The 23958-nt window shown below is 44.1% G+C and carries 18 protein-coding genes and 1 pseudogene; 9 read left to right on the top strand and 10 right to left on the bottom strand.

Features of this window, described 5'->3' with window-relative positions:
• Together AACR09_RS13705 and AACR09_RS13700 are read left to right on the top strand one after the other, a co-directional pair.
• Positions 1 to 548, top strand: a pseudogene (locus tag AACR09_RS13705) (hypothetical protein); the annotation flags it as partial.
• Positions 549 to 550: 2 nt separating this feature from the next.
• Complete coding sequence (locus tag AACR09_RS13700) at positions 551 to 2233, top strand: BatD family protein (protein ID WP_151417584.1); 1683 nt, start codon at positions 551 to 553, stop codon at positions 2231 to 2233.
• Positions 2234 to 2369: 136 nt separating this feature from the next.
• Here the strand turns inward: AACR09_RS13700 and AACR09_RS13695 are convergent, their stop codons facing one another.
• The 5 genes from AACR09_RS13695 to AACR09_RS13675 form a co-directional block, all read right to left on the bottom strand.
• Positions 2370 to 4514 carry a sensor domain-containing diguanylate cyclase gene (locus tag AACR09_RS13695; RefSeq protein ID WP_151417585.1) on the bottom strand — a complete coding sequence of 715 codons (2145 nt, stop codon included), beginning with the start codon at positions 4512 to 4514 and terminating at the stop codon, positions 2370 to 2372.
• 336 nt (positions 4515 to 4850) lie between these two features.
• Positions 4851 to 5600 carry a phosphate ABC transporter ATP-binding protein PstB gene (gene pstB / locus AACR09_RS13690; protein ID WP_004732036.1) on the bottom strand — a complete coding sequence of 250 codons (750 nt, stop codon included), beginning with the start codon at positions 5598 to 5600 and terminating at the stop codon, positions 4851 to 4853.
• Positions 5601 to 5690: 90 nt separating this feature from the next.
• Positions 5691 to 6554: a phosphate ABC transporter permease PstA gene (pstA, locus tag AACR09_RS13685; RefSeq protein WP_004732038.1), complete on the bottom strand. Its 864-nt coding sequence runs from the start codon at positions 6552 to 6554 to the stop codon at positions 5691 to 5693.
• A 15-nt stretch (positions 6555 to 6569) separates the two neighbouring features.
• A complete protein-coding gene (pstC, locus tag AACR09_RS13680) occupies positions 6570 to 7499 on the bottom strand; it encodes a phosphate ABC transporter permease subunit PstC (protein ID WP_004732040.1) in 930 nt (309 codons plus the stop codon).
• A 111-nt stretch (positions 7500 to 7610) separates the two neighbouring features.
• A complete protein-coding gene (locus AACR09_RS13675) occupies positions 7611 to 8432 on the bottom strand; it encodes a phosphate ABC transporter substrate-binding protein (protein WP_102487662.1) in 822 nt (273 codons plus the stop codon).
• A gap of 461 nt (positions 8433 to 8893) precedes the next feature.
• Here AACR09_RS13675 and AACR09_RS13670 point away from each other — a divergent pair, with 461 nt between their 5' ends.
• Positions 8894 to 10537 (top strand): methyl-accepting chemotaxis protein, encoded by a 1644-nt coding sequence (locus AACR09_RS13670; protein ID WP_102453832.1) that lies wholly within the window; start codon positions 8894 to 8896, stop codon positions 10535 to 10537.
• Between the two features lie 166 nt (positions 10538 to 10703).
• Here AACR09_RS13670 and AACR09_RS13665 read toward each other — a convergent pair whose 3' ends face one another.
• Entirely contained in the window at positions 10704 to 11597 is an 894-nt protein-coding gene (locus AACR09_RS13665) for a lipase secretion chaperone (RefSeq protein ID WP_193835184.1), read from the bottom strand.
• Positions 11598 to 11636: 39 nt separating this feature from the next.
• Positions 11637 to 12578, bottom strand: a complete 942-nt coding sequence (locus tag AACR09_RS13660; RefSeq protein ID WP_065682256.1) for a lipase family alpha/beta hydrolase — start codon at positions 12576 to 12578, stop codon at positions 11637 to 11639.
• 557 nt (positions 12579 to 13135) lie between these two features.
• Here AACR09_RS13660 and AACR09_RS13655 point away from each other — a divergent pair.
• Positions 13136 to 14383, top strand: a complete 1248-nt coding sequence (locus tag AACR09_RS13655) for an SGNH/GDSL hydrolase family protein (RefSeq protein WP_102561657.1) — start codon at positions 13136 to 13138, stop codon at positions 14381 to 14383.
• A 152-nt stretch (positions 14384 to 14535) separates the two neighbouring features.
• Here the strand turns inward: AACR09_RS13655 and AACR09_RS13650 are convergent, their stop codons facing one another.
• A complete protein-coding gene (locus AACR09_RS13650; RefSeq protein ID WP_004732064.1) occupies positions 14536 to 15867 on the bottom strand; it encodes a DEAD/DEAH box helicase in 1332 nt (443 codons plus the stop codon).
• Positions 15868 to 16228: 361 nt separating this feature from the next.
• On the opposite strand from AACR09_RS13650, the gene AACR09_RS13645 reads away from it, so the two are divergent.
• Positions 16229 to 16495, top strand: a complete 267-nt coding sequence (locus AACR09_RS13645) for an Lpp/OprI family alanine-zipper lipoprotein (RefSeq protein ID WP_004732066.1) — start codon at positions 16229 to 16231, stop codon at positions 16493 to 16495.
• Between the two features lie 146 nt (positions 16496 to 16641).
• Here AACR09_RS13645 and AACR09_RS13640 read toward each other — a convergent pair whose 3' ends face one another.
• Entirely contained in the window at positions 16642 to 17739 is a 1098-nt protein-coding gene (locus AACR09_RS13640; protein ID WP_193835183.1) for a L,D-transpeptidase family protein, read from the bottom strand.
• A gap of 347 nt (positions 17740 to 18086) precedes the next feature.
• Between AACR09_RS13640 and deoD the strand changes: the two genes are divergently transcribed.
• From deoD to AACR09_RS13620, 4 genes are all read left to right on the top strand, one after another.
• Positions 18087 to 18797, top strand: coding sequence for a purine-nucleoside phosphorylase (gene deoD / locus AACR09_RS13635; RefSeq protein ID WP_004732072.1), 711 nt, complete (start codon positions 18087 to 18089; stop codon positions 18795 to 18797).
• Between the two features lie 81 nt (positions 18798 to 18878).
• Complete coding sequence (locus AACR09_RS13630) at positions 18879 to 20348, top strand: hypothetical protein (protein WP_004732073.1); 1470 nt, start codon at positions 18879 to 18881, stop codon at positions 20346 to 20348.
• Between the two features lie 185 nt (positions 20349 to 20533).
• On the top strand, positions 20534 to 22003 hold the full coding sequence (locus AACR09_RS13625) for a hypothetical protein (protein ID WP_017090319.1): 1470 nt from the start codon (positions 20534 to 20536) through the stop codon (positions 22001 to 22003).
• Entirely contained in the window at positions 22003 to 23583 is a 1581-nt protein-coding gene (locus AACR09_RS13620) for a GGDEF domain-containing protein (RefSeq protein WP_193835182.1), read from the top strand. The genes AACR09_RS13625 and AACR09_RS13620 overlap by 1 nt, the downstream gene beginning before the upstream one ends.
• A gap of 63 nt (positions 23584 to 23646) precedes the next feature.
• Here the strand turns inward: AACR09_RS13620 and AACR09_RS13615 are convergent.
• Positions 23647 to 23958 (bottom strand): DMT family transporter (locus AACR09_RS13615; RefSeq protein WP_228010579.1); only part of this gene is annotated, 312 nt, incomplete at its 5' end.

The raw sequence follows: 23958 nt of genomic DNA, 5'->3' as shown, positions 1-23958 counted from the left end.
AAGGTCAGCAAGGTCAGCAAGGTCAGCAAGGTCAGCAAGGTCAGCAAGGTCAGCAAGGTCAGCAAGGTCAGCAAGGTCAGCAAGGTCAGCAAAATGATTCTTCGCAAAGCTCGCAGGATCAACAACAAAGCTCAGCTGACAATGGGAAGTCGCAAGATCAAAGCGGCAGCCAAAATCAAAATGAAAGCCAAGCTCAGAATACCGATCAAAGCCAAGCTGATAATCGCTCTGATTCCAAAACGGATGAAGAAAATGACAAGCAAGCTGAGCAACAAAACAAAGCGGGTCAAGCAGATAAGAAGCCACAAGATAAAGATGACTCAGCATCTCAAATTGCCCAAGCACAAGAGGCAGCTAAGAACGACAGTGATAGCAATGCTCAACAAGCCGCAGCACAAGTATCAGGTCAACCCATGTCGAGCGATCCTGATATGCGAAAACTTGAGCAAGTAGAAAGCGCTCGTGATCCGAGCCAACTGCTTAAAGCGCAAATGATTTTACAAGCACGACAAAAAAGTGCTCCTAACAACCAAAACAAAAAGTGGTAACCATGCGATTTTTAAACAAGCCATTTTTATCAATGCTACTGACACTGCTAATCGGTGTTTTCTCGTCACATTCTGTATTCGCAGCGACCGCTGTTGCGAGTGTTTCCCAAAACAGTGTGACCAAAGATGAAGTCTTCCTACTTAGAGTGGCGACCAATGAAAAAGTATCGTCCGGTGCTTTAGACCTAACCCCCCTTCAGAAGGATTTCTACGTCAGCACCCCAAGCTTTGGGTCGTCGATGCGAATCGTAAATGGCAGCCGCACTGTGTCTAGCGAGTGGAATATTACCCTTGCCCCGCTTCGACTAGGCCGATTAGAGATTCCTAGCTTTGATATTGAAGGCGCAAAAACCCAACCGATCACCATCAACGTTGCGGTTAATAAAGCCGCTCCAAAGCAGAGTGATATGGCCGAGTTTCAACTTAATCTGAGTAAAGATTCGCTGTACCCTCAAGAGGTCGCAGAGCTTGATGTAAAACTCATCATTAAGGCTGATCCTAGAAGACTGCAAGATCCTAAAATTGCGCCACCAAGTTCAGCGAAATTAGACGTAGAACCTATTGGAGAGTCTAAGCAATTTCAAGATGTTATCAACGGACAAGAAGTCACCGTTGTTCAGCAATCTTTCCATATATCGTCACAACAAGCAGGACAATTTCAGCTTCAAGGGCCAAAGTTAACCGGTGCTGTTGTTTACTCAACCAACAACTCAAGCACAACGCGCCTTTTCCAACTCGACACGCCCGTTGAAACCTTAGATGTCACAGTGAATCCTGTACCAAAAGGCTATCAAGGTGAGTGGTTACCAACATCGAACTTCAAGTTGATTCAGAAATGGTCAGATAGCCAAGGCAACGAGCTGACAGGCAGTAATACTTTAGGTGGCGACAAGCAGAATATTGAGATGGAAGCAGGTGATTCGTTAACTCGTACCATCACAATGAAAGCCAGCAACTTGACCCAACACCAGTTACCAAAACTGAACATCACCTACCCTAAATCGGTGCGCGTGTATGAAGAGAAACCGCAATTTGGCACTACCCAATCCGGTAATGCTATCGTTGTTTATAAGCAGGTTCTCATCCCTAAGGAATCTGGAAGCATCTCCCTGCCTGGTGTTTCTCAAACTTGGTTTAACACCGATTCGCAATCACAAAAAACCAGTAAGGCTCTTGGGCTTGAGTTGTCGGTTCAGGCAAGTGATCGCGTAACCTCAAGCACGCCGCCTCCTGTTATTGAAACACCAACTCGGCAAGCCAGCCCGACAATTGTTACCGTTGAAAAACCAGGAATGTGGCCTTATCTAACGGCGCTGTTTGCAGCATTATGGTTAATCAGCTCGGCGTTTGCTTTCTACTTCTGGTCACGCCGCGGTACAGCAATAAAACCAAAGCACAAAGATGAACGTCAATCAGATACAGCCGAAGCGCTGATTGCCTCTCTGAAGATGAAAGATGGTGTGAAGACGAGAACTTTGTTCGAACAGTGGAAAACAGAAAATTCAGACTTGAATGATGAGACGTTAGAAACAATCGAAGCTGAGCTCACCAAGCTAAATCAGAGTCTCTACGCTGAAGCTGGTTCACCAAGTCAGTCATGGGATCCAGCTCTAGCAATCAAAGCGGTTAAGAAACCAAAACGCATCTCGAACAAAACACACAAGAGCACATTAGAAAGGCTTTAATTAACCAGCGTTCTAAGTAAGCAGAAAGCTAGTTAAACAGAAAATCTAAGTAAACAAAAAAGAACGAAGCCGTGATGACCACATTGTGATCATCACGGCTTCAATCGTTTTGAGATCAGAAAAAATAAACGCCAAACTAAATCAGTGGCGTCGCGACCTTTCTTCGCTTTAAAGCAGATACAATTCGATTTCGCCCTGAGTCTTTAGCTTGATACAAGGCTTTGTCTGCCTTGCCATACAGCAGATCGAAATCGAATTGATGTTGGTCTGAGGTTATCGAGGCATAGCCGACAGATGCGGTTAAATACTGGCTGGTACTGCTTTCACAATGAAGGATCTTTGCCTCTTCAATGCATTTTCTGATCGACTCTGCACGCTGTTTAGTTTCAGAGTGATGAGTGCCGATCATCAACAACATAAACTCTTCACCACCAATACGGCAGAAGGTTTCCTTATCGCTATGAACATGAGCATTGAGTATCTTGCCTATAGTGCGCAGAGCAGCGTCACCTTCCGTATGTCCGTAAACCGTGTTGTACAAACCAAAGTGATCAAGGTCAACAAGAATGAGCCCAAACGTGACTTCGTGCTCTGTGGCAAATGCCCCTTGATCATCACAATTGAGATCATCTAAAACCTGCGACAACATACGACGATTTCCAAGGCGTGTCAGAGGGTCAAGCTTAGAGATGATATCCAACTGCTCATTGGCTCGTTCAAGCTCTTGAGTACGCTTACTGACCTCTTGCTCTAGCGTCTCATTGAGCTTTTTGAGCTCCTCTTGCGCCATAGTTCTCTGTAGCACCTCAGCTAAACTCGAAGCAAAGATACGTATCACTTCACGCAGTTGTGAGGTTAAAGGGCTGCGAGTTAGCAAATTATCCGCGGCAATAAACGCAATCGGCTCACCCGTATTGGTGGTGAGCATTGTCATTGCCGTCCAACCGACACCCACAATGTTGAAATCGTGATAGATAGGCACCGATTCTTCAAAGGCAACTTGATTAGGGCAAGCGCGAGCTGCGGCTACAATGTCACGCTCCACCAGCTCTGAGCGATAATAAGATTCATCGACAATGTCGCCTTTTATGTCAGTGCCCCACGTGCCTTGCATGTAACTACAATTCTTATCAGTTAGAAAAACGGCCAGTCGGTCGATGCCTAAATGCTGAATCGCAAAGCTCACCGCCGATTTACACACTTCACTGACGCTATCGCAGCGAGACAGTTCCACCATACTGGAGTGCAACATGCGGATGTTCTGTTCTTGCCGTTTGCGGATGTAGATCTGAGAAAGCAGAGAACCAAAGGATTCAAGCATCTGCTTTTGATAATTAGTGATGGGTGAACGGTGAATGTAATTGTCCATTGCGATCCAACCGACGGGTTTATCCCCTTCACGTAAGATCAACATGCCATTCCAACCTTGCCCTACGACCTTGCCTTCGGTGTATAGCGGCGCTTTCTCAATAATAACTAGGTTGATGTGATTGTCAGACAACGCCTCAATGTATTCGGCTTCAAGTTGATGTAAATCGTACTGAGTATGATGCTCGCTGTTAGTTTTTCCCCGCTCATCGGTGCCGTAAGTGCCACTAAAGCAGCGCTTTTTCATGTCGAGTAACATGAAGATCGCGCGGTCAAAGCCTAGACGGTCGCGCACTGCCTCAACAGAAGCCTTATACAAAGCATCCAAAGAGTCAGGATTAGAAAGCTCTAACGCGACCTGATGGACTAGTTTCATGTTCTCAACAAATAGCTCTCGCAGCTTAATTTCATCAAGGTACTGCGCTTCACGTGTGTCTCTGTGTTTGATCTCAAGTGCCGCGTTCTTTTCCGCACGAATACACTGCCAGCGAGCTGCGGCTAGTTGAAGGACATCAAGATCTTGGTCGAAGGTTTGGTTGATCTGCTGAGCATTGCAATTTTGAACAATTAAATAAGTTCTGCAGGCAGGCGCGTTGTCTAGCATCATGATGAACGACTCACCACCCAGCACCTCCATGTGTTCCCACTTACAAGTATTGATAGACATTGGAAGAACACCATCTGCGGTATCAAACTGGGAAACCCAAGGCCAAAACGTCGCAGGATAATTCGCCAATGAGGTTAGCTCACCAAAAGAAAATAAGGGTAACGAATCGCCTTCTGGTGTTGGCTCGGCAAATACTCCGATCCCTTTTGGGGCAAGTACCTCAACAAGGTAACCAAAAAGAGATTCTGCCAACAGACGGTGGTCGCGAGTAGCAGATATTTGTTTTGCAAAGGCTTTAACAGGCACAGCTTCCGTCCATTGGCTAATGAGATTGAAGCAAAAATACCGAAGCCTTGATATGCAATCAATGTAACTAAAAATGAGATGTTAAGCGGGTCGCAATTTCACTTTTTACATTATCACAAGCATGAGAAGGACGACAAAAATGGGATTTCCTGCCCAAAATTTCATCGACATTAATACTTTTTTAGCGACATAAAAAAGCCCCACATTAGAGTGGGGCAAAACTTCCATCGCTTATAGTTATAGTGATAATTCTGTCGATCTATTCGATTATCTAACCTGCGTTTCAGTTAGCGTGCTGTCCTTTAAAAAAACAAAAACAGCACTGAGTTAATCGAATTAACCAAAGTCACCGTTTACGTAACCTTTAGTACGATCATCTTTTGGTTCGCTGAAGATAACACTCGTTTCGTTGTGCTCTACAAGCTCTCCCATTAGGAAGAAAGCCGTGCGGTCTGAGATACGACGCGCTTGCTGCATTGAGTGCGTTACGATAACGATAGTGAAGTCTTTCTTCAGATCTTCCATCAATTCTTCAATCTTGTGTGTCGCGATTGGATCGAGTGCCGATGTAGGCTCATCCATCAAGATTACATCCGGTTCCATTGCAATCGTACGAGCGATACATAGACGCTGTTGCTGACCACCAGACAAACCAAATGCGTGCGCTTTAAGACGGTCTTTCACTTCATCCCAAAGTGCCGCACTACGTAGTGAACTTTCTACTACTTCATCAATGTGTTTCTTGTCTTTGATACCTTGAGCGCGTAAGCCGTAAGCTACATTCTCGTAGATGCTCATTGGGAATGGGTTTGGCTTTTGGAATACCATGCCTACACGAATACGTAGGTCAGCCACATCAATATTGCCGTAGATGTTTGTGCCATCCATATCCAGCTTACCTTTGATAGTAACGCCTTCAATTAGGTCATTCATACGGTTCAAACAACGTAGCAGCGTCGATTTTCCACAACCCGATGGCCCAATCAGTGCCGTTACCTGACGCGTTGGAATTGGCAGGTTGATAGATTTAAGCGCTTGGTTGTCGCCGTAAAACAGATCTAGGTTCTCAATATCAAATTTGTTCATATTCGTAATCTCTAAATTCTTAAATTCGTGTCTAACTTGATGCTTTCTTTATCACGGTGGCTCTCTTTATTGTTGAGCCAGCTAATGAGCTTAGTAAGTTGCCGTGTTGAAGCGTCTCGCAATCAGTTTTGTAACCATGTTGATCAAGAGAACCAATACGATTAGGACTGTCGCCGTGCCGTAGGCTTGGTTCCACTCATCGATAGTAAATAGCTCTGTTGTCAGCTTATATAGGTGAACCGTTAGTGTACGGCCAGAATCGAATACCGACTCAGGAACACGTGCCACCATACCTGCTGTTAAAAATACAGGTGCTGATTCACCAATTACACGACCAATACTAAGAATGACCGAAGTTAAGATACCTGGCATTGCGCTTGGTAAGATCAAACGCCAGATAGTGTAGATTTTTGAAGCGCCAAGGCCGTATGAACCTTCACGATAAGTTTGTGGTACTGACATCAATGCTTCTTCTGTAGTACGAATGATTACAGGAAGAATCAGGATACTTAGTGTTAGTGCACCCGACAGAATCGAGAAGCCAAGACCAAGAATCGAAACAAAGAAGGTCATACCGAACAGACCAAAGATAATCGATGGAATACCGGCTAAAGATTCGGTACAGAAACGAATCACTTTAACCAGTTTACTGCCCACTTTAGCGTATTCGGTTAGGTATATTGCCGTCATGATGCCGAGTGGCGCCGCCACTGCAATCGATGCGATTACCATGTAGATCGTGGCAATGATCATTGGGAAAATACCACGTTCTTCACCGGTTCGAGTGTAGTCGTCGGTGATGAAGTTCCAGTCTACGTATTGCAGGCCATTCGATAGGATGTACCAAATGATCCAGAATAAGAAACCAACGGTGACTGCTGCTGCCGCCCAGATAAAGCCTTTCAAGACATTATCTTTCATTTGACGTGCTTGTTTTAGTTTTACGCGATCCATATTACTTATCCTCGCCTACTTCGTTTTTTCACGATTAAGATAAAGCAGAGCACCATTCAACATCATGATGAATACCAGAAGCACAACGCCGGTTGCGTACAGTGCACTCGCGTGAATACCACTTGCGTAAGACATTTCAATAGCAATGTTTGCGGTTAGCGTACGAGCCGAATCCAAAATACCTTCTGGCATTGCTGGCGCATTACCCATCACCATGATGATTGCCATCGTTTCGCCAAGTGCACGACCGATACCCAGAATCACACCCGTCATAATGCCTGAACGTGCAGCAGGAACGAGTAACTTAAAAATCGTGTAGATTTTCGAAGCACCCAGTGCAAGTGAACCTTCTTTGTACGTACGAGGTACAGCGCGGATCGAAGTTTCAGAAACCGTAATAACGGTAGGAAGAATCATGATACCCAGAACAATGATACCCGCGAAGATAGTGTTACCCGCTGGTACTTGGAAGATGTTCTGAATCATAGGAACGATGATTACTAGACCAAAGAAGCCGTAAACTACCGACGGGATACCCGCTAGAAGCTCAACTGCTGGTCGAATAATATCGGCAAGACGCTTAGGAGCAATCTCAGCGATAAAAATGGCGGTTAATACACCAACTGGTACACCAACAACTACGGCGCCAAGCGTCGAGACAATCGATGCAACGATCATTGTTGCAACACCGAATAAAGCTGGAGGTAACCAATCCACACCCAGAACGATGCCAGAAACACCGGCCTCTTGGAATGCAGGGATACTCTCTGCAACGATAAAGTAAGCGATAACGGCTAGTGATACGATGCCGATTACAGCACTCGATAAGAACAAGCCGTGGAAGATTCTTTCTCTCCAGTCGATACGCTTCTTAGCACGTAGACTTGGCTTGTTGATTTGAGTCGCTTCAGTATTCATAAGCTTTTCACTATTTGCGATGGTCATATATAAAATCTCAAACTTTGTGGCTCAATAAGAGCTCGAAATAAACAAAGTTGAAAGAAAAGGCTCAGCCTAAAGCAGGCTGAGCAATAATTAAGTGTTGGTCAGTTAAGATTAGTTAACTGTGATGTAGCCTTTCTTACCAGCGATAGCTTGAGCTTCGTCTGCAACCATCCAGTCTAGGAATTGTTGAGTTTCAGCTGTTGGAGCGCCGGCTTTGTAAAGAACTAGGAAAGGACGAGCAACTTTGTAAGAACCGTTCTTTACGTTCTCAACTGATGCTGCTGCGCCGTCGATAGTTAGAGCTTGAACTGTGTTATCTACAGTACCAAGAGAGATGAAGCCGATAGCGTATGGGTTGCTTGCTACAGAAACTTTAAGTGCGCCGTTACCGTTTGCAACTTGTGCACGTTGAGAGATGGCCGATACTTTCTTGTCGCCAATCTTCTTCTTAAGTTTCATGATGTCTTCGAATGCACCACGTGTACCAGATGCAGTATCACGAGTGATTGCTACGATTGGCTTGTCAGCACCACCAACATCTTTCCAGTTAGTGATATCGCCTTTGTAGATTGAAGTGATTTGCTCAGCTGTAAGAGCAGATACTTCGTTATTTGGGTTAACAACAACTGCGATACCGTCACGAGCGATAACGAGCTCTTTCAGGTCAGCTGTTTTCTCTTCTTCTTTTAGGTCACGAGAAGAGATACCAAGGTCAGCACTTCCATTTTTTGCTGCTTTGATGCCTGCAGAAGAACCTGGTGCTTGAATTTCGATGAACACTGGTTCGCCTTTATTCATGTAGGTTTCTGCAAAAACTTCAACCAGTGGAGAAGCACTGTTAGAGCCAACTACAGAGATAGTTTCTTTAGCTGAAGCTGTATTCACTGTTAGAGCGCCTAGTAGTGCGATTGCACCGATAACTGTCTTTTTCATCACAAATTTCCTTTAGTGGCGTTATTGCCGTAATGTTTTGCTTGAACGAGGCCTACTTTAGAATCCGAATGTGACAGTTGTGTTTCACTTAATTGAAGCCTATATGACAACTACAATTTATTTTCTTGTTTTCCCCCTACCAAATAGCCTTGAAGTAATAAATTGGCCTCATTCATAGGCGCTGAATATTCATTCCAACCTATTTAAGCCAAACCGCTCAATATCTCGCCCCCTATCATTACCTAATACCGCACAAGGTTCCTCGTTAAATAACCCTATCTTAAAAATGGCTAAAGCCTTGTTTGTACGATAAACAATCAGAATTTATGAAATATCTATCGCATATATAAAAATAGCATCTATTACTGATTGAATTGTCATTCTCAATAGTTAGAATCACTGATTAATACCAATAATAACAATTGCTTCTGCTCATTTACTTATTCATAGAAGGACAATACATGCGCCAACTTCTCAGTGGCTTATCAATCAAAATACAAATTCTGATTCCAGTACTCTTTTCCGTCGTACTACTTTTGACGGGTGTCATTATCGGTGGTGACAAACTGGAAAATGCTTTTAAAGATGTATCAACAGCAACAGATCAGCTGATTCTACATAAAGAAGAACTTAGCGAGATCGTCGACAACAGCTACGGTATGCGCATCAAGGCGATCTATAGCTTATTTAATCCTGACGACGTCAAAACGCTTGTCGAAACGCTAAATCAAAAACGTGACCAAAATACTCGTCTACTGAACTCGCTTGATACCGTACCAGGCATGCAAGATGAAGTAGCCGCAATGAGCAAAGCGATGAATCACTATGTCGACTTTTCTCGCACCACCATGCTTCCTCTATTAAGAACGAAACACGGCGATGCATCACTCTCATCAGATTTTGATAACCGCTACCAGGTTGCAATCGACCAATACCGTCACGCGGGTAATGAAATGGTGCAAGCAATCAACACGCTTTCTAAAAAGCTCAACTTACTTGCCACCCAAGAAGTCGACACCAATGGCCAACAGCACACCAGCACACTCAATACCGCGACTATTGCGCTGTTAGTGATTCTTTCAATCGCATTAGTCATCAGTTGGACGCTTGCTGGCATCATTGTTAAGCCGCTTAGCAATATCCAAGAAACCATGCGCGAAGTAGCAAAAGGTAACCTGCTAGTAAAAGCCGAAGAACATGGTGACAACGAAATATCTCGCCTTGCCCAAGACGTAAACAAATCTGTTGAGCAATTGCGTGACACGGTAAGCTCACTGTCTCGAATCAGTATTGAAGTAGCGTCTGCGTCTACAGAACTGGCGGCAGTAATGACGCAATCAAGTGCTAACTCTGATCAAGAGAAGCAAGAGGTTGAACAGGTTGCTTCTGCTGTAAATCAACTTGAGAGCACAGCATCACACGTCAACGAGAATGCAGTACAAGCCGACTCAGCGTCCAAGCAAGCCGACGAAATGGCAACACACAGCATGAGCTTGTTTAACGAGAGCAACCAAGCTAATGAGCAAATGGCGATTCAGCTGAGCGAAGCGGCAAACGTTGTAGGCACGTTAAAAGAGCACTCCGAGCAGATTGGTAAGGTAATTGAAGTAATTCAAAGCATCTCTGAACAAACTAACCTTCTTGCACTTAATGCAGCAATCGAAGCCGCACGAGCTGGGGAAAGTGGCCGTGGTTTCGCAGTTGTTGCCGATGAAGTTCGAATGCTGGCGGCACGTACCCAAGATTCAACCAAAGAGATCCAAGCGATCATAGAAGGTTTGCAGGTTCAATCGGGTAACGCCAATGAGAGTATGAGCAGTTCACTGTCTATGTTAGAGCACAACCAAACACTCTCAGGCGAGGTAAGCGCAGCCCTTTCTGGTATTGCGAACTCGGTAACGGACATGACTGAGATTAACACTCAGGTTGCCTCTGCCGCAGAAGAGCAAAGTCAAGTGACTGCAGACATCAATCGCAATATCTCCAACATATACAGCCTAGTAAGCCAAAACGTAACCGGCATTACCCAAGCCGCTGCAGCAAGCCACGAGCTATCTAACTTAGCCGAGCAGCAAAAGCAGCAGTTGGATTACTTTAAGGTATAGGGTTTAAGGTATTAAGTTGAGGGAGTAAGGTTTAATGCATAAATTTTAGGGTTTGAGAAATAAAGACACTTAGCTTTATTTACGTTACAACTCACCTCATAACAAAAAACCAGTCCTCGTGACTGGTTTTTTATTTTCGATAGATTTTTTACTAAATCAGCAAACCTTACTGACCGTTCTCAGCAGCTCTGATTCTTTCAATCGCTTCTACCCTTCTCAGCTGCTGTGGCTGAAAATGAGCTTCTCTAAGCTGGGCGATCGTCTCTTTTTGTTCAATTTCTGAGAGTGCTGAGTCATTCAAAATGTCATTTCGTTCAACAAAGTAAATTTCTAAAGCTCCTTCAAAGCTCTCTCTTTGTTGATCAAGCGCTTCGAGCCGCTGTGTCGCTTCTTCGCCGACCAGCTCATTTCTCTTCAAGTATTTGCCTTGTTCATCTAGACCTTCTGAACTGGATAGCTGTGGGAGTAATACCTGATTTTGATGGCTCGTTTGAACGTAATCTGGCTGTTCAGATAGATAAGAATCAAGCCTTTGCTGATATTCCGGCTCGTCTAGCCCTTCTTGTTTCAGAAGTAACTTTTCTAAAGCGATTTCCCTCATTCTGTTGTCATGGGTAAATAGAATACTTATCTCGCTCTCACTGAAAAATTGAGATTGGAGATCGAGCAGAGCTTGATTCAGTGCACGTAGGTCATCAGCGGAAATGGATGTGGTGTCGAATTGCACGTCCAATGATGTCAGTGCCGACTTGTACTCAAGATACTTGGCAAACAGTGCTTCATCGACAATCGTAGCTTGTGATTGCTCGTGGTGTTTTGCCACATTGTCGCGAATATCTTCGAGGGTTAATTCGGTATTGCCTGACACGAAATATTCCATCATGTCTTTGGCTGATGCGTTATCGATGTCGGTATCTTGTTGAGAGGCCACCTTCAATGAAGAAGCGCTTTGTTCGTTGTCACTATATGAATTTGGATCTTCCTTTTGTAGATACAAAAAGACCGCCGCTGTGCTCATCAGGGCTATCGTGGTTATCGACAAAATGGCGGTCTTTTTCATCATACTTTCCTTGTTCTCTTTATGAATGGGCAGTGCAACCTAAAGGCCAGCCAACTTCAATCGATTGGCGTGTTGACGATATAACGTCACGGGATCGGTCTCAAAGAGGTGGTGAATACCCAATAACCCATTAATCTCGTCTAGGTGGTTCATTTTGTAATCATCACCAATCACTTTGCCCAAATGCGCGCTGCATGCTCCCACTAACCCGTCATTAGGTTCGTTAAAGGCTAAACCAAGGATTGTCATCGCTCCGTCGGTAGGATCAAGAAGGTTGGTAAAAGTGGAAGATCCTGTCCATGAATAGTAATAAACACCGTTGTTTGCTTGCCATTCACCATCACCACACGCAGACGTCGGAACGCCTTCAGGGTAAAACTGATTGAATGCAAGCGAACCTTCAGTGGTCAATGCTTCAAGGGAAGCAAGGCCATCTTGATCAAGATCCGTTCCGCCAGATAATAGGTTGATAAGCGTCGTCAATCCACCAGCCAACTTAACCGCGATACCTTCCGCGGCTGAGCCTTCTGATACGGTTCCACGCACGAGGTCGGCGACTTTCGAGCCTTTATGAACACCACCAATGCTCGTCACCGAAGCAACCAAATCAGGACGTACTGATGCCACATAGCGCGCTGTTGGTCCGCCGTGGCTGTGACCAACTAGGTTCACCTTACTTGCCCCTGTCGCGGCTAACAGTGTTTCAACTTGAGCCAACAATTGCTCGCCACGTACTTCAGAGCTATTGGTGGCTGATACTTGCGCTACATAGACGCTCGCACCATCTTTGGTTAGGGATTCAGGTACGCCATAGAAGTAATCGACACCCGCTAATGTATCGAAACCAAACAGACCATGTACCAACATAATGGGGTATTTCGTTTGTGTGTATCCACTGACTTCTAATGCCGATGCGCTTGTTCCGGCATAAGCGCCAAAACTGGATAGACAGGCTATCGTCCAAATTAATATCTTTTTCAATGCTCTTTCCTTAAACAGATTAGACCTCTGATGAGTAAAAGAACCGTAGTTGATGATTTTATAAAACAGAAAATAGCAACTTGATATTTGTGATGTTGAACTTGAATTAAACAGTTGTGATGAACATTAGAAAAATAGAATCAGACCAGACGCCGAACCACAATAAGCTATTGATTAAATTAATATTTAACAAAAAACCATGAAGCTGTAACTTCAATTATCTTGACCAAATAAAAACCAACATTCACAAAGCAATTTATCTCGTTTAGATCTACGACGACAAACTGGCAAGTCATAGCTCACTGAAATTAAATATTAATGATAAATCCCTCGCTTCGACTTGATTATTTTTCAACCAGAAAATCGTTGGAAATTTGATACTTATACCAATTATGAAACGCCAACAACCTGAATGTATTGACGAGAATTATTGATTCTAGATATAGGTCGTACCAGTTATTTACTTATCCAACTGTCAACAAACAAGAGGCAACAAGAAATAGACAACAAGCAACAACGTTTTGTTTGGCTCACTAAATACAAAAGAGAATACAGTGATGAAAAATACGGCTTTAATACTCGCGTTAACCATACCATTTGGGGCTTATGCTGCAGATGACTCCATACCGACACCAGAATCGATGACATCCGCACAAGTGCTCAGTACACAAGGTTCTGAGACCTATTCTTATGTTCGATGTTGGTATCGAACTGATGCATCGCACGACTCTGCAGCCACCGACTGGAAGTGGGCGAAAAAAGAAAACGGCGACGATTACACGATCAACGGATATTGGTGGTCTTCTGTTTCTTTCAAGAACATGTTCTACAGTGATACCCCACAGTCTGAAATCAAACAGCGTTGCGAACAGACTCTCGGCATCCAACATGACGCCGCTGACATTACCTACTTTGCCGCAGACAACCGCTTCTCTTACAATCACTCCATCTGGACCAACGATAACGCTGTGCAAGCCAATACCATTAATCGCATTGTCACTTTTGGTGATAGCCTCTCTGACACTGGCAACCTATTTAATGGTTCTCAATGGGTTTTCCCAAATGCAAACTCATGGTTTCTAGGGCACTTTTCAAACGGTTTGGTTTGGACCGAATATCTAGCAAAAGCCAAAGACGTTCCTCTTTATAACTGGGCCGTCGGTGGCGCAGCAGGTACCAATCAATACGTGGCACTGACTGGCGTCTATGATCAAGTCACCTCTTACCTAACTTACATGAAAGTCGCTAAAAGCTACCGCCCAGAAAACTCACTATTTACTCTAGAATTTGGCCTCAATGACTTTATGAATTACGACCGAGAAGTCGCTGATGTGAAAGCTGATTTCAGTAGCGCTTTAATCCGATTAACGGAATCTGGTGCGAGTAATATTCTACTGTTTACATTGCCCGATGCGACCAAAGCGCCGCAATTCAAATACTCGACTGAGCAAGAGATCATTAAAGTTCGTGGCAAGATCTTAGAGTTCAACCAATTCATCAAAGCGCAGGCCGAGTATTACCAAAGCCAGGGGAAAAACGTAGTGTTGTTCGATGCAAGTGCGTTGTTCGCCAGCATTACCGATGACCCAGAACAACATGGCTTTCGAAACGCGAGTGACGCCTGTCTTGATATCAATAGAAGCTCAGCAGCAGACTACTTACGAAGCCATAGCTTGACCAATGATTGCGCAACCTATGGTTCAGACAGCTATGTATTCTGGGGCGTGACACACCCAACGACGGCTACTCATAAATACATTGCTGATCATATTTTGGCGTACTCGTTCTCTACCTTTGATTTCTAACGAGGAAACCTCGTCGAGTATCATCAAATACCGTCTGTAAGTACCAGAAGCTAAGGGCTTACACGAAATACAGGTACAAAAAAACCGCCATCATCGGCGGTTTTTTATTTGTATCAACCTTTCAAAGCTAAGCTTTTAGGTCACGCAGTTGATTACTCGTCGTCCACTTTTGGTGCGACTTTCTTCTTAGGGATAAACACGGTATCACCCACAGCCACATTTTGGTGGAAGCTCTTATCACGCTTAACCGGTTTCTTCGGCGTTTTCTTAACTTGGGTGCTGGTCTTCTTCTTCGCAGGTCCGCCTTTAGCAAAAGCAGGTTTACGAGGCTTAATACCTTTGAATTTACCTTTTAGACCTTCAAGCACAGAGAAAGTAAGATCTTGTTGAAGGTAAAGCTCAACACGCTTAAAGCTGTCCCAGTCTTTTGGACCAACCAAAGAGATTGCATCACCTTTGTTACCCGCACGACCAGTACGACCAACGCGGTGCACGTACTCTTCTGTATGCTTAGGCATATCAAAGTTGATAACGTGGCTTACGTTTGGAATATCGATACCACGCGAAGCAACATCGGTTGTTACCAAGATCTTGTAAACCGCACGCTCAAATTGACTCATGATCGCGTTACGTTGCGTTTGGTTTAGGTTGCCACTCAATGCAACGGCTTTAAGCTTCTTCTCGTTTAACTTATCCGTTAAACGATCAGTATCGGCACGAGTTGCAGTGAAGATCATCACCTGACGGTATTCAGCTTCTTCAATCACACGATCCAAAATCGCTTCTTTATGATCGAGGTGGTCACACAGGTAGAACTTCTGAGTGATATCAAGGTGCTGCTCGTTAGAAACACCAACAGAGATGCGCTTGGGTGCGTCTAGCATTTCATTTGCAATGCCATTCACTTCAGCGTGATCAAGCGTCGCAGAGAACATCAACGTTTGACGACGACGGTGCTTAGCTGCATTCGCAATGCGACGCAATTCAGGTGCGAAACCTAAATCCAGCATACGGTCAGCTTCATCAAGAATTAGCGTTTCAACACCATCTAAAAACAGTGAGCGGTGCTCAAGGTGATCGGCCAGACGACCTGGAGTCGCAACAATAAAACGAGGGTACTTACGCAGGGCTTTAACTTGGTCGTTAAAGTTTTCGCCACCCAAGATAAGTGTCGCTTCGTAAGACAGACCGCCAAGCATGCTACGCAGCTCGCCGTAAACTTGTTTTGCTAGCTCACGAGTAGGAGCCAAAATTACACCACGAGGATCTTTAGCAGAAAACGCTTTTGTTTTTAATGCTTTATGTATCATCGGCAACACAAACGCCAATGTTTTACCTGATCCCGTTTTTGATGAAGCCAATAGATCCTTACCAGCAATAGCAACAGGGATCGCTTTTGATTGGATCTCTGTCGCTTTCTTGAAGTCGTAATGTTTTAAGTTCTTCAGTAAGCGGTTATCTAAGCCTAAATCTTTAAAGTGCAAAGGACTCTCCAGTCATGATGGTATTGAATAAAATTAATTTAACGTGACATGATACCGCGAAAGTACTTTATAAGGATAGAGATCACAGTAAATTTATCCTTTTATCCGACGTTAAGTAGAACATTGTATGCGTTGCTAACAAAGGGACCACTCTCCAAAGTAGTATCAAAACGGCCTCGAAACCCCTCATCTCAGAAATGAGACAGAACGTGATGCTTAGCTAATTACCTCAAAAATTTAGCAATTTCTTTAGTTATTGTTTTTGCAGTTAAAAAATTAGTCGCTACAATCATTAATGAAGCGACTATATGATAAAGAATGTATAGCGCATCTTTTGATGATAAATAAGCAAGGAGTTCTTATGAATAAGACGTTAATCGCAGCTGCAGCCTCAGTATTTATTTTAGCTGGTTGTTCTTCAGAGCCTGAAGAAGCAGCGGTATCAGAAATGGACCAACTAACTAACCAAGTTGCTGAGCTAAGCAGCGAAGTAGAAGCACTTAAGAGTGACAAAGCGGCTGCTGAAATGAAAGCTCAAGAAGCATCAGCTGCGGCTATGGCAGCAAAAGAAGAAGCGGATCGTGCTAACGACCGTATCGACAACATTGCTGAGTCTTACACTAAGTAATTGAGATAGAAGCTCAATGAAGCTGTAGATTTCAAAAGACGTATATACATGCAGTAAATTGATAACACCACCTCTTTCGAGGTGGTGTTTTTTTATTGAGGGAAAAGAGAAAGAAGGCTATGGGGCTTTACTCACAACCGATCAAATTAGAACTCAATCACAGGCGGTGCAATTTCAACAGGCACACCATTTTGAGCAAAGATGACTGCTTTCGCCTTTGAATTAGGAAGATCAGCGTCTTCAAGCCACCATTTTAGTTCAACAGGGATTTGCAGTAATTTCTTAGAGCCATCACTTCGCGTCAAAGGTTCGTGAGCTTCAACAAATACACTTCTATCGGGCTCTAAAGACACCTTAATCGGCTCATCGATTATTGTGACTTGTTCACCACGATTAACCTGTTCAAAAAGCCACTCGATATCTTTAGGTTCCATACGGATACACCCAGAACTGACTCTCAAACCTATCCCGAAATCCTTATTAGTACCATGTATCAGATAATCACCAGCACCATAAGCAAGTCGCAGTGCATATTCACCTAAAGGATTTTCAGGCCCAGCAGGAACCACTCTTGGTAACTCTATGCCTTTCTCTAAGTACTCTTTGCGAATTGAGTTTGGAGGAGTCCAAGTCGGGTTTGGACGTTTTTGGCTTATCTTTGTGATCATCTCGGGAGTATCACGCCCTACTCGACCAATACCGACAGGGAAGACATGCACCTGATTTTTCTCAGGCTCAAAGTAGTACAACCTCAACTCGGCAAGGTTAATCACAATGCCTTTTCTCGGAGTATCCGGCAGAATCAAACGGCTAGGAATACTTAACACATAACCTTCAGCAGGAAGAAAAGGATCGACCCCTTTGTTTGCCGCCATTAAAGAGAGAAAGCCAATATCGTATTGCTTTGCAATGATCGCCAAGGTTTCACCCGCCGCAACTTCGTGTTGCTGTATTCTGCCCACGATACGGCTTTCTGTTGGTGGCAACTCAAAAGTTGCAGCAGACACCCACGACGAAGTCATCGCGCCAGCAAGCAAAATGATTACCCGAGCAAGTAAAGCCGTTCTCACAGCAAACAAAGTCGTTCTAGCCGTAATCAATGCGGACTTAACAGTAATCAATGTGGACTTAACAGCGATCAATGTGGATTTAACAGCGACCAACGCTAGCTTATGTAACCTTGTTTTCGTCTGTAACTGTGTTTTCATCGAGTGCGAAGGCGTTGAGTTAGCGCAATACGACATACAATTCCTTGGTTTGTCTCTTTATCAAAGTTTAGATTATCGCTGATCAAACGTCTCTACAACGTATTGTTGCCCCCAATACAATATGCAACAGATTTATATTTCGAGCTTTATCTTTAAATATCGTGCAATTTACCCATACAAAATCGATTGCCTTTACGCTTTCAACATATTTGGTTATCAATATTAATAAAACTATAATGGCAAAGCGGTTTTGTGACTAAAGTCTCATGGAGCCTCGTTTTAACTCGCTAATATTGCCTCAACAAAACGAATTCAATTCAACAGAATCGGTAATTGATTAAATCCTGTTCCTATCATTACCGTTTAAACTTTGGAGAACGACCATGGCTACACCTCATATTAATGCTCAAGCTGGTGATTTCGCAGAAACAGTACTTATGCCGGGCGACCCGCTTCGCGCAAAATACATTGCAGAAACATTCCTTGATGACGTGAAGCAAGTTTGTGACGTTCGCAACATGTTTGGTTACACAGGCACTTACAAAGGTAAGAAAGTTTCTGTAATGGGCCACGGTATGGGTATCCCATCATGCTGCATCTACGTACACGAGCTTATCGCTGAATACGGCGTGAAAAACGTTATTCGCGTAGGTAGCTGTGGTGCGGTACGTGACGACGTTAAACTAATGGACGTTGTTATCGGTATGGGTGCTTCTACAGACTCAAAAGTAAACCGCATTCGTTTCAACAACCACGACTTCGCTGCAATCGCTGATTTCGGTCTTCTAGAAGAAGCTGTAAACCAAGCACGTGCACAAGAAGTTCCAGTTAAAGTTGGTAACGTATTCTCTGCAGACCTTTTCTACACTCCAGAAGCTGACCTTTTCGAGAAAATGGAAAAGCTAGGCATCCTTGGTGTTGATATGGAAGCGGCTGGTATCTACGGTGTTGCTGCGGATCTTGGTGCTAAAGCACTAACCATCCTAACAGTGTCTGACCACATCATCCGTGGTGAGAAATTAAGCTCTGAAGATCGTCAAAAATCTTTCAACGACATGATGAAAGTTGCTCTAGAGACTGCAATCAACATCTAACGACTTGAATAAGATACATTGAAAAGCGTTACCCCGCAGCCAAGCTTACTTGGCTGCTCAAATAATCCCGAGGGGGAGATCGTGTCTAACGACAAGCTGCCAAAAGATGCGGATGGTTTGCAACTCAACTTTTGTAAAACATTGGCGTGTGACAACTTTGGCTTGAGCGATGCAAAACGGTATGTTTTGCAACACGCAAACCCTAAGCGTCCGGCGATGGTTTGTCGTGAATGTGGAGCTTTCCCCCCCTTACTTAACAATCGTGAAGTGTTAAGCGAACTTCATCGCCTAAGACAACTTCACAGCGATGGGCTCCCTGCCTGTCGTAATGATGATTGCGATAACTTCGGCTTATCGGTTCATACCCACAAACATCTTTACCATGCCTTCGGCTACAGTGGCGACAGGCAGCGTTATCGATGTAAAGACTGCCAGTCAACCTTCGTTGACAAGTGGTCTGGATCCAATAAAAAACTTCAATTTCAAGAAAACCTCATGGGCTTATTGTTCATGGGTTATTCCGTACGTGAAATCTGCAGAAAACTTGAGATCAACCCAAAGACTTTCTATGATCATGTTGACCACATCGCGAGCCGTTGCCGTCGTAAATTAGCGATGATCGATGCACGATGGGTTAATCATGCCAAAGATTACGAGTTCGCATCCCACTACCAGCGTCTACAGCCACAAAGTAACAACGGTGTGGTTTGGATAGCGACTGGCGAAGCGCATTCTGGCTATATCCTTTGCCAACACGTCAACTATTCTCAAAATGAAGAGCCTTCAGGGAATGTTGATCACAATCCTTACGATGACGTTGCGCGTTTTGTATCCAAAGATCACTCATCAGAAGCGAACCTCGAACAACCTCAGCCATCTGACAAGTTGAAAGAGCGTATTGAACAGCAGTACCAAGTGATTCTAGCGAGAGGTAACGTTGAGGATCCTATGGGTAACCTCACCACATTTAGCTACCCTTCAAAAGGCGCGCTGATTCGACCGCCTTATACCTCTTATGCTCACTTCTTACATGTGCTTGATATGTGTAATGAAGACAAGCATGTCGCTATCTATATGCCACAAGATCCATTACTAAGATCTGCCGCTTTAAGTGTATGTTTGCCGCGCATTCAGAGTCAAAATATTGACCTTATGTATGTGGAGGAAGATCCTGGCTGGCAAGACGATCAAAGTTTTGAAAAGATCGACATCGTTCACATGAGTTGGTGGCGCGATCGTTGGGCTATCGCAAATCAAGGTGATAACCAGAAAGGCATTTGCTACCTAACGGGTAACAATCCAGAACCAAAACAGTGGTTTAACACTGCCTCAATTCAGCAAACCAAGTTCTATCAACAACGCTTCCAGCTGTTATTTGATAGCTTCATTAATGAGCCCAGACGTAAGCTTCGTCCTGGGGGCATTCTTCCATTACTCGACATATTTAGAGCTTGGCACAATCTGTGCTACCAAGATAAGCAAGGGCTCACGGCAGCGCAGCGCTTAGGTGTAGCAGAGCAGCCATTGACCCTAAAGCAACTACTTTCATAGAAACAGACCTCTAGATAATTATTCGGGAACTCATTGATTTTAAAGCAACAACATGAGGTAACACCCATAATTGGAAAAGATACATGTTCCTTTAAGGCCCTAAGAAAGATAATTGGTGCTTATCTCAAATCACACTCTTATAATGATTGTGTTATCAATATGTTCGATAATTATGGATCTAACTCTTGGACAAAAATCAGTACCTTCTTGAAACAGAACTAGAACAACTCAAAACTCGTGTCGACTCTGAGCCATCGGTGATCCTAGAGATTGCCCAACAGTGCCTAGTCCGATCGGAGCAAGTTCTGTTTGAAGAGGGTGCTATACAGTCGTTAATGTTAATGGCAAGGTGTAGCTGGAACCTGATGGATTACCAAAAAGGTTTGAAGTACATCAAGGAAGCCTACAAGCGCCAGAACCGATTAGATACCGACCTTTTCCTCCCTGAAATCCTCCATTTACACGCGCTCCAGTACTGGGGACAAGCCAAGTACTATTCCGCCCAACAGTTCTGGATCAATGCCTTAGAGCAGTCTGCACTGGTTGATGAAGTCGAGATTCAAATTGAATGTCTCATTGGGCTTGGCAACATTTGGCGAATGACTCATGAATATAAGCTTGCACGTTCTACCCATCAACTTGCCGTTAAAGTGGCTAACAACAGCCGCATTGGTTGGCTAGAGGGCAAAGCAAGAATACTGCTCGCTTGGGATTACTACCTGCTTAACAACTATGTCGAAATGCTGTCGGTACTCGACGGTGCAGAAGAAGCGTTAAAAGAGCATAAAGATAACACTTGGCATGCCGAAGTATGGGACTTTCGAGGCCTTGCTCTGCTTGGGCTTGAACGTCTAGATGATGCAGAGCGCGCGACAGCCAAAGCGCACAATCTAGCCGTAGAACACAACCTCGTTTGGATGAAAGCGCACTCTTACATCAGTCGAGCTCGATTGGAGCTCCTGAGAAAAAGACCAGAACATGCGGCAGAATTGCTGAAACTCGCTGAACACTCTGCAAATGAATTCGATAATGGTGAGTTGCTTAGCCAGATTTGTTACCAACAATCCTTGGTTGCAGAAGAAAACCAAGATTTCAAAGCTGCGTTGGTCGCCTTTAAAAAGTACCGTCAATATTCCATCGGTATGCTTAAAGAGCAAACTAATCGTGTCGGTTTAGACAAAGCGCGCAGTTCAAAACGCCAGCTTGAACAGAGAGCACGAAAGCTGATTAATCGTATTCGTGGCCAGCATGAGTACGATCCTGAAAAGCACCTCTCTTATGTCGTCTCTGAAACCTTTTGGTGGGAGAAGCTGGTCCTCTTTAAGACAGAACTTAAGCGCTCGAACCACAGCATCATTATGTTCCATCATGTCGATACCGATTACTTAGATGTCTGTACCGAGATTGCTCATACCTTGTGTAATCAAAACGACTTCATCGCTAGGCTGAGTTCAGAGCGTGTTGCTATGATGCTTTCAGAGAAAGGCGAAGCCGCAGAACAAACCTTCCAAACTCTCAGCACCATGCTAGAAATATATCCATGGCATAGAAAAGGATTAAAAGGTTCGAGACCTACCGTCAGCCTCAATGATATTTTGACGTTCCCGTTCACTCTTGAACAATTAGAAGAAGACGATGCTGAGGTAATAGAATAATGGAAACCCTATTACGCAAAATCACAGATGCTGGTTTAGACCCTTCATCGGTATCGGGTGAAGAAGCGATCATATTCTGGAACCACATTCGCCAGCACGTTTCGACCACGCAAACTGAGCAAGCGCACTGCTATATCATCAGCTCTGAGTACCGTGCCGAGTTACAACAGAATCAAACCAGTATCGAAGAACTCAGGCTTGCACTCGACCTACTCCACCTTCCTGTAGATATCGAAGACATTCTCACAGTAAAGACCAGCCTAAGCGATCGCTTAGTTGAAATTGGTGATTACACATCGGCACTGAATGAATTCGTCAGCTCATCGACAATCGCGGTTGAACATGGCTATATCGATGAATATGTATTAGCAATTTTAGGCATGGGGAACCTGTGTGATGCCTATGGTGATCACAACAGAGCTCTTCGCTATTACCAAAAAATCAGCAGCATAGACCACGCGATAAGCAGTCGCTCACTTCGCCTCAAATTCAAGCTGCATATGGTAGCAAGCCTACTTCTGCTCAACCGCATTACTGCAGCCAGCGATTTACTGAATGAGTGCGAAGAATTAAGTATTCTAGTGAGTGACAAGTTGCTCACAGCTCAAATATTGCTTTACCAGGCGAAAGTGCTTCGTGCTAAGAAGAAATACCACGAAGCCTTACGTTGCCTATCAAAAGTTCAATACCCAGCCAACAGCACTCAAGCAAGCTGGCTCGCGACCATGACTCGTCTCGAGTTAGCACATTGCCTAAGTGCAACCGGAAAGCAAGACTATGCGAGCATGATTTTGTCGAGCACAGACAAACGTGTAAAAGCCTACTCATCGCCAGTGCTTGCAAAGCGTTTCTATGACTCTTTGAGTGACGTATGTATGAATCAGGGCCGTTTTCAAGAAGCTCTGAGCTATGAGAAAAAAGGTTACCGAATTGAAACGGATCTGATGAAGCAGATCCCGATCAGCGAACTCGGTGCAAGCCAACTACGCCGCCTATCGCGTTTTGAGTTACAACTAAAACTCATTCTCTCTGAACAAGAAAATAGAGAACTCAAAGAGACGACTGAACAACACAAGAATACAGTTGCTCAACTACAACAAGATGTCTTCACCGACCCACTGACCGGGTTACACAACCGTCGATGGTTAGATGTAAAACTAAAAGACCTGTTGCTTCACGAAGCACCTTTCGCCTTGATGGTTGTTGATATCGACCACTTCAAGTCTATCAATGATGAACTGAGTCACTTAGTCGGTGATAAAGCGATTGTTAGTGTGTCTCAAGAGCTGCGTTCATACTTTAAGTTTAGAGGCGCGTCGTGTGTCAGGTTTGGTGGAGAAGAGTTCCTCGTCATTCTAGAGAACACGGATCTTCCTAAAGCAGAAATGCACTCTGAAAATTATCGAGAGCGCATCTTCCAATTCGGATGGCATGAAATACTCGGAGAACGCGGTTTAACCGTGAGTATCGGTATCACTTTACATCGCGATGGAGAAAATACTCAGCGTACCTTCTACCGTGCCGATAAAGCGCTATACCGAGCTAAAGCCAACGGCCGTAATCAAGTGTGTACAGAGTAGTGGCATGTAACTCTGTGACTCTATAGATCTGTAGGTCTGTAGGTCTGTAGCTAAGCCTGCATCTTATTGATAAAAGAACAGAGATATTCCAGCAAGGGCAGCAAGCGTCCCGATGACACTTTGTTTTGACACCTTCTCCCCTTTAATCGCATAAATCACCAAAATAAAGACCGGACTGGTCGCTATCAATGTTTGTGCAATCGCAGGGTTCGCATTCTTCAATGCCACTTGCTGAAGCCACAATGCCAAAAAGGTTCCGACAAAGATTGCCCCTAATAACCAAAGTTTATCGAGCTTGGTCATTTCCCATAAATCTCTTTTTATCGATGAATACGGCTTCTTTTCAACAAAAGGGATAATCAGCATTACGGCAAA

This window comes from Vibrio sp. OPT20, from assembly GCF_963889365.1.
GTDB classification, from domain to species: domain Bacteria; phylum Pseudomonadota; class Gammaproteobacteria; order Enterobacterales; family Vibrionaceae; genus Vibrio; species Vibrio splendidus.
The sequence above is the reverse complement of the archived record's forward strand: the minus strand, read 5'-3'. Positions and strand labels throughout refer to the sequence as shown.

Excerpts from the sequence above, each read along its gene's own strand:
- pstA (WP_004732038.1), bottom strand. The coding sequence starts at position 6,554 with ATGGATCGCGTAAAACTAAAACAAGCACGTCAAATGAAAGATAATGTC.
- AACR09_RS13675 (WP_102487662.1), bottom strand. The coding sequence starts at position 8,432 with ATGAAAAAGACAGTTATCGGTGCAATCGCACTACTAGGCGCTCTAACA.
- AACR09_RS13645 (WP_004732066.1), top strand. The coding sequence starts at position 16,229 with ATGAATAAGACGTTAATCGCAGCTGCAGCCTCAGTATTTATTTTAGCT.
- AACR09_RS13670 (WP_102453832.1), top strand. The coding sequence starts at position 8,894 with ATGCGCCAACTTCTCAGTGGCTTATCAATCAAAATACAAATTCTGATT.
- AACR09_RS13640 (WP_193835183.1), bottom strand. The coding sequence starts at position 17,739 with ATGTCGTATTGCGCTAACTCAACGCCTTCGCACTCGATGAAAACACAG.
- pstC (WP_004732040.1), bottom strand. The coding sequence starts at position 7,499 with ATGACCATCGCAAATAGTGAAAAGCTTATGAATACTGAAGCGACTCAA.
- AACR09_RS13700 (WP_151417584.1), top strand. The coding sequence starts at position 551 with ATGCGATTTTTAAACAAGCCATTTTTATCAATGCTACTGACACTGCTA.
- pstB (WP_004732036.1), bottom strand. The coding sequence starts at position 5,600 with ATGAACAAATTTGATATTGAGAACCTAGATCTGTTTTACGGCGACAAC.
- AACR09_RS13620 (WP_193835182.1), top strand. The coding sequence starts at position 22,003 with ATGGAAACCCTATTACGCAAAATCACAGATGCTGGTTTAGACCCTTCA.
- deoD (WP_004732072.1), top strand. The coding sequence starts at position 18,087 with ATGGCTACACCTCATATTAATGCTCAAGCTGGTGATTTCGCAGAAACA.
- AACR09_RS13655 (WP_102561657.1), top strand. The coding sequence starts at position 13,136 with ATGAAAAATACGGCTTTAATACTCGCGTTAACCATACCATTTGGGGCT.
- AACR09_RS13665 (WP_193835184.1), bottom strand. The coding sequence starts at position 11,597 with ATGAAAAAGACCGCCATTTTGTCGATAACCACGATAGCCCTGATGAGC.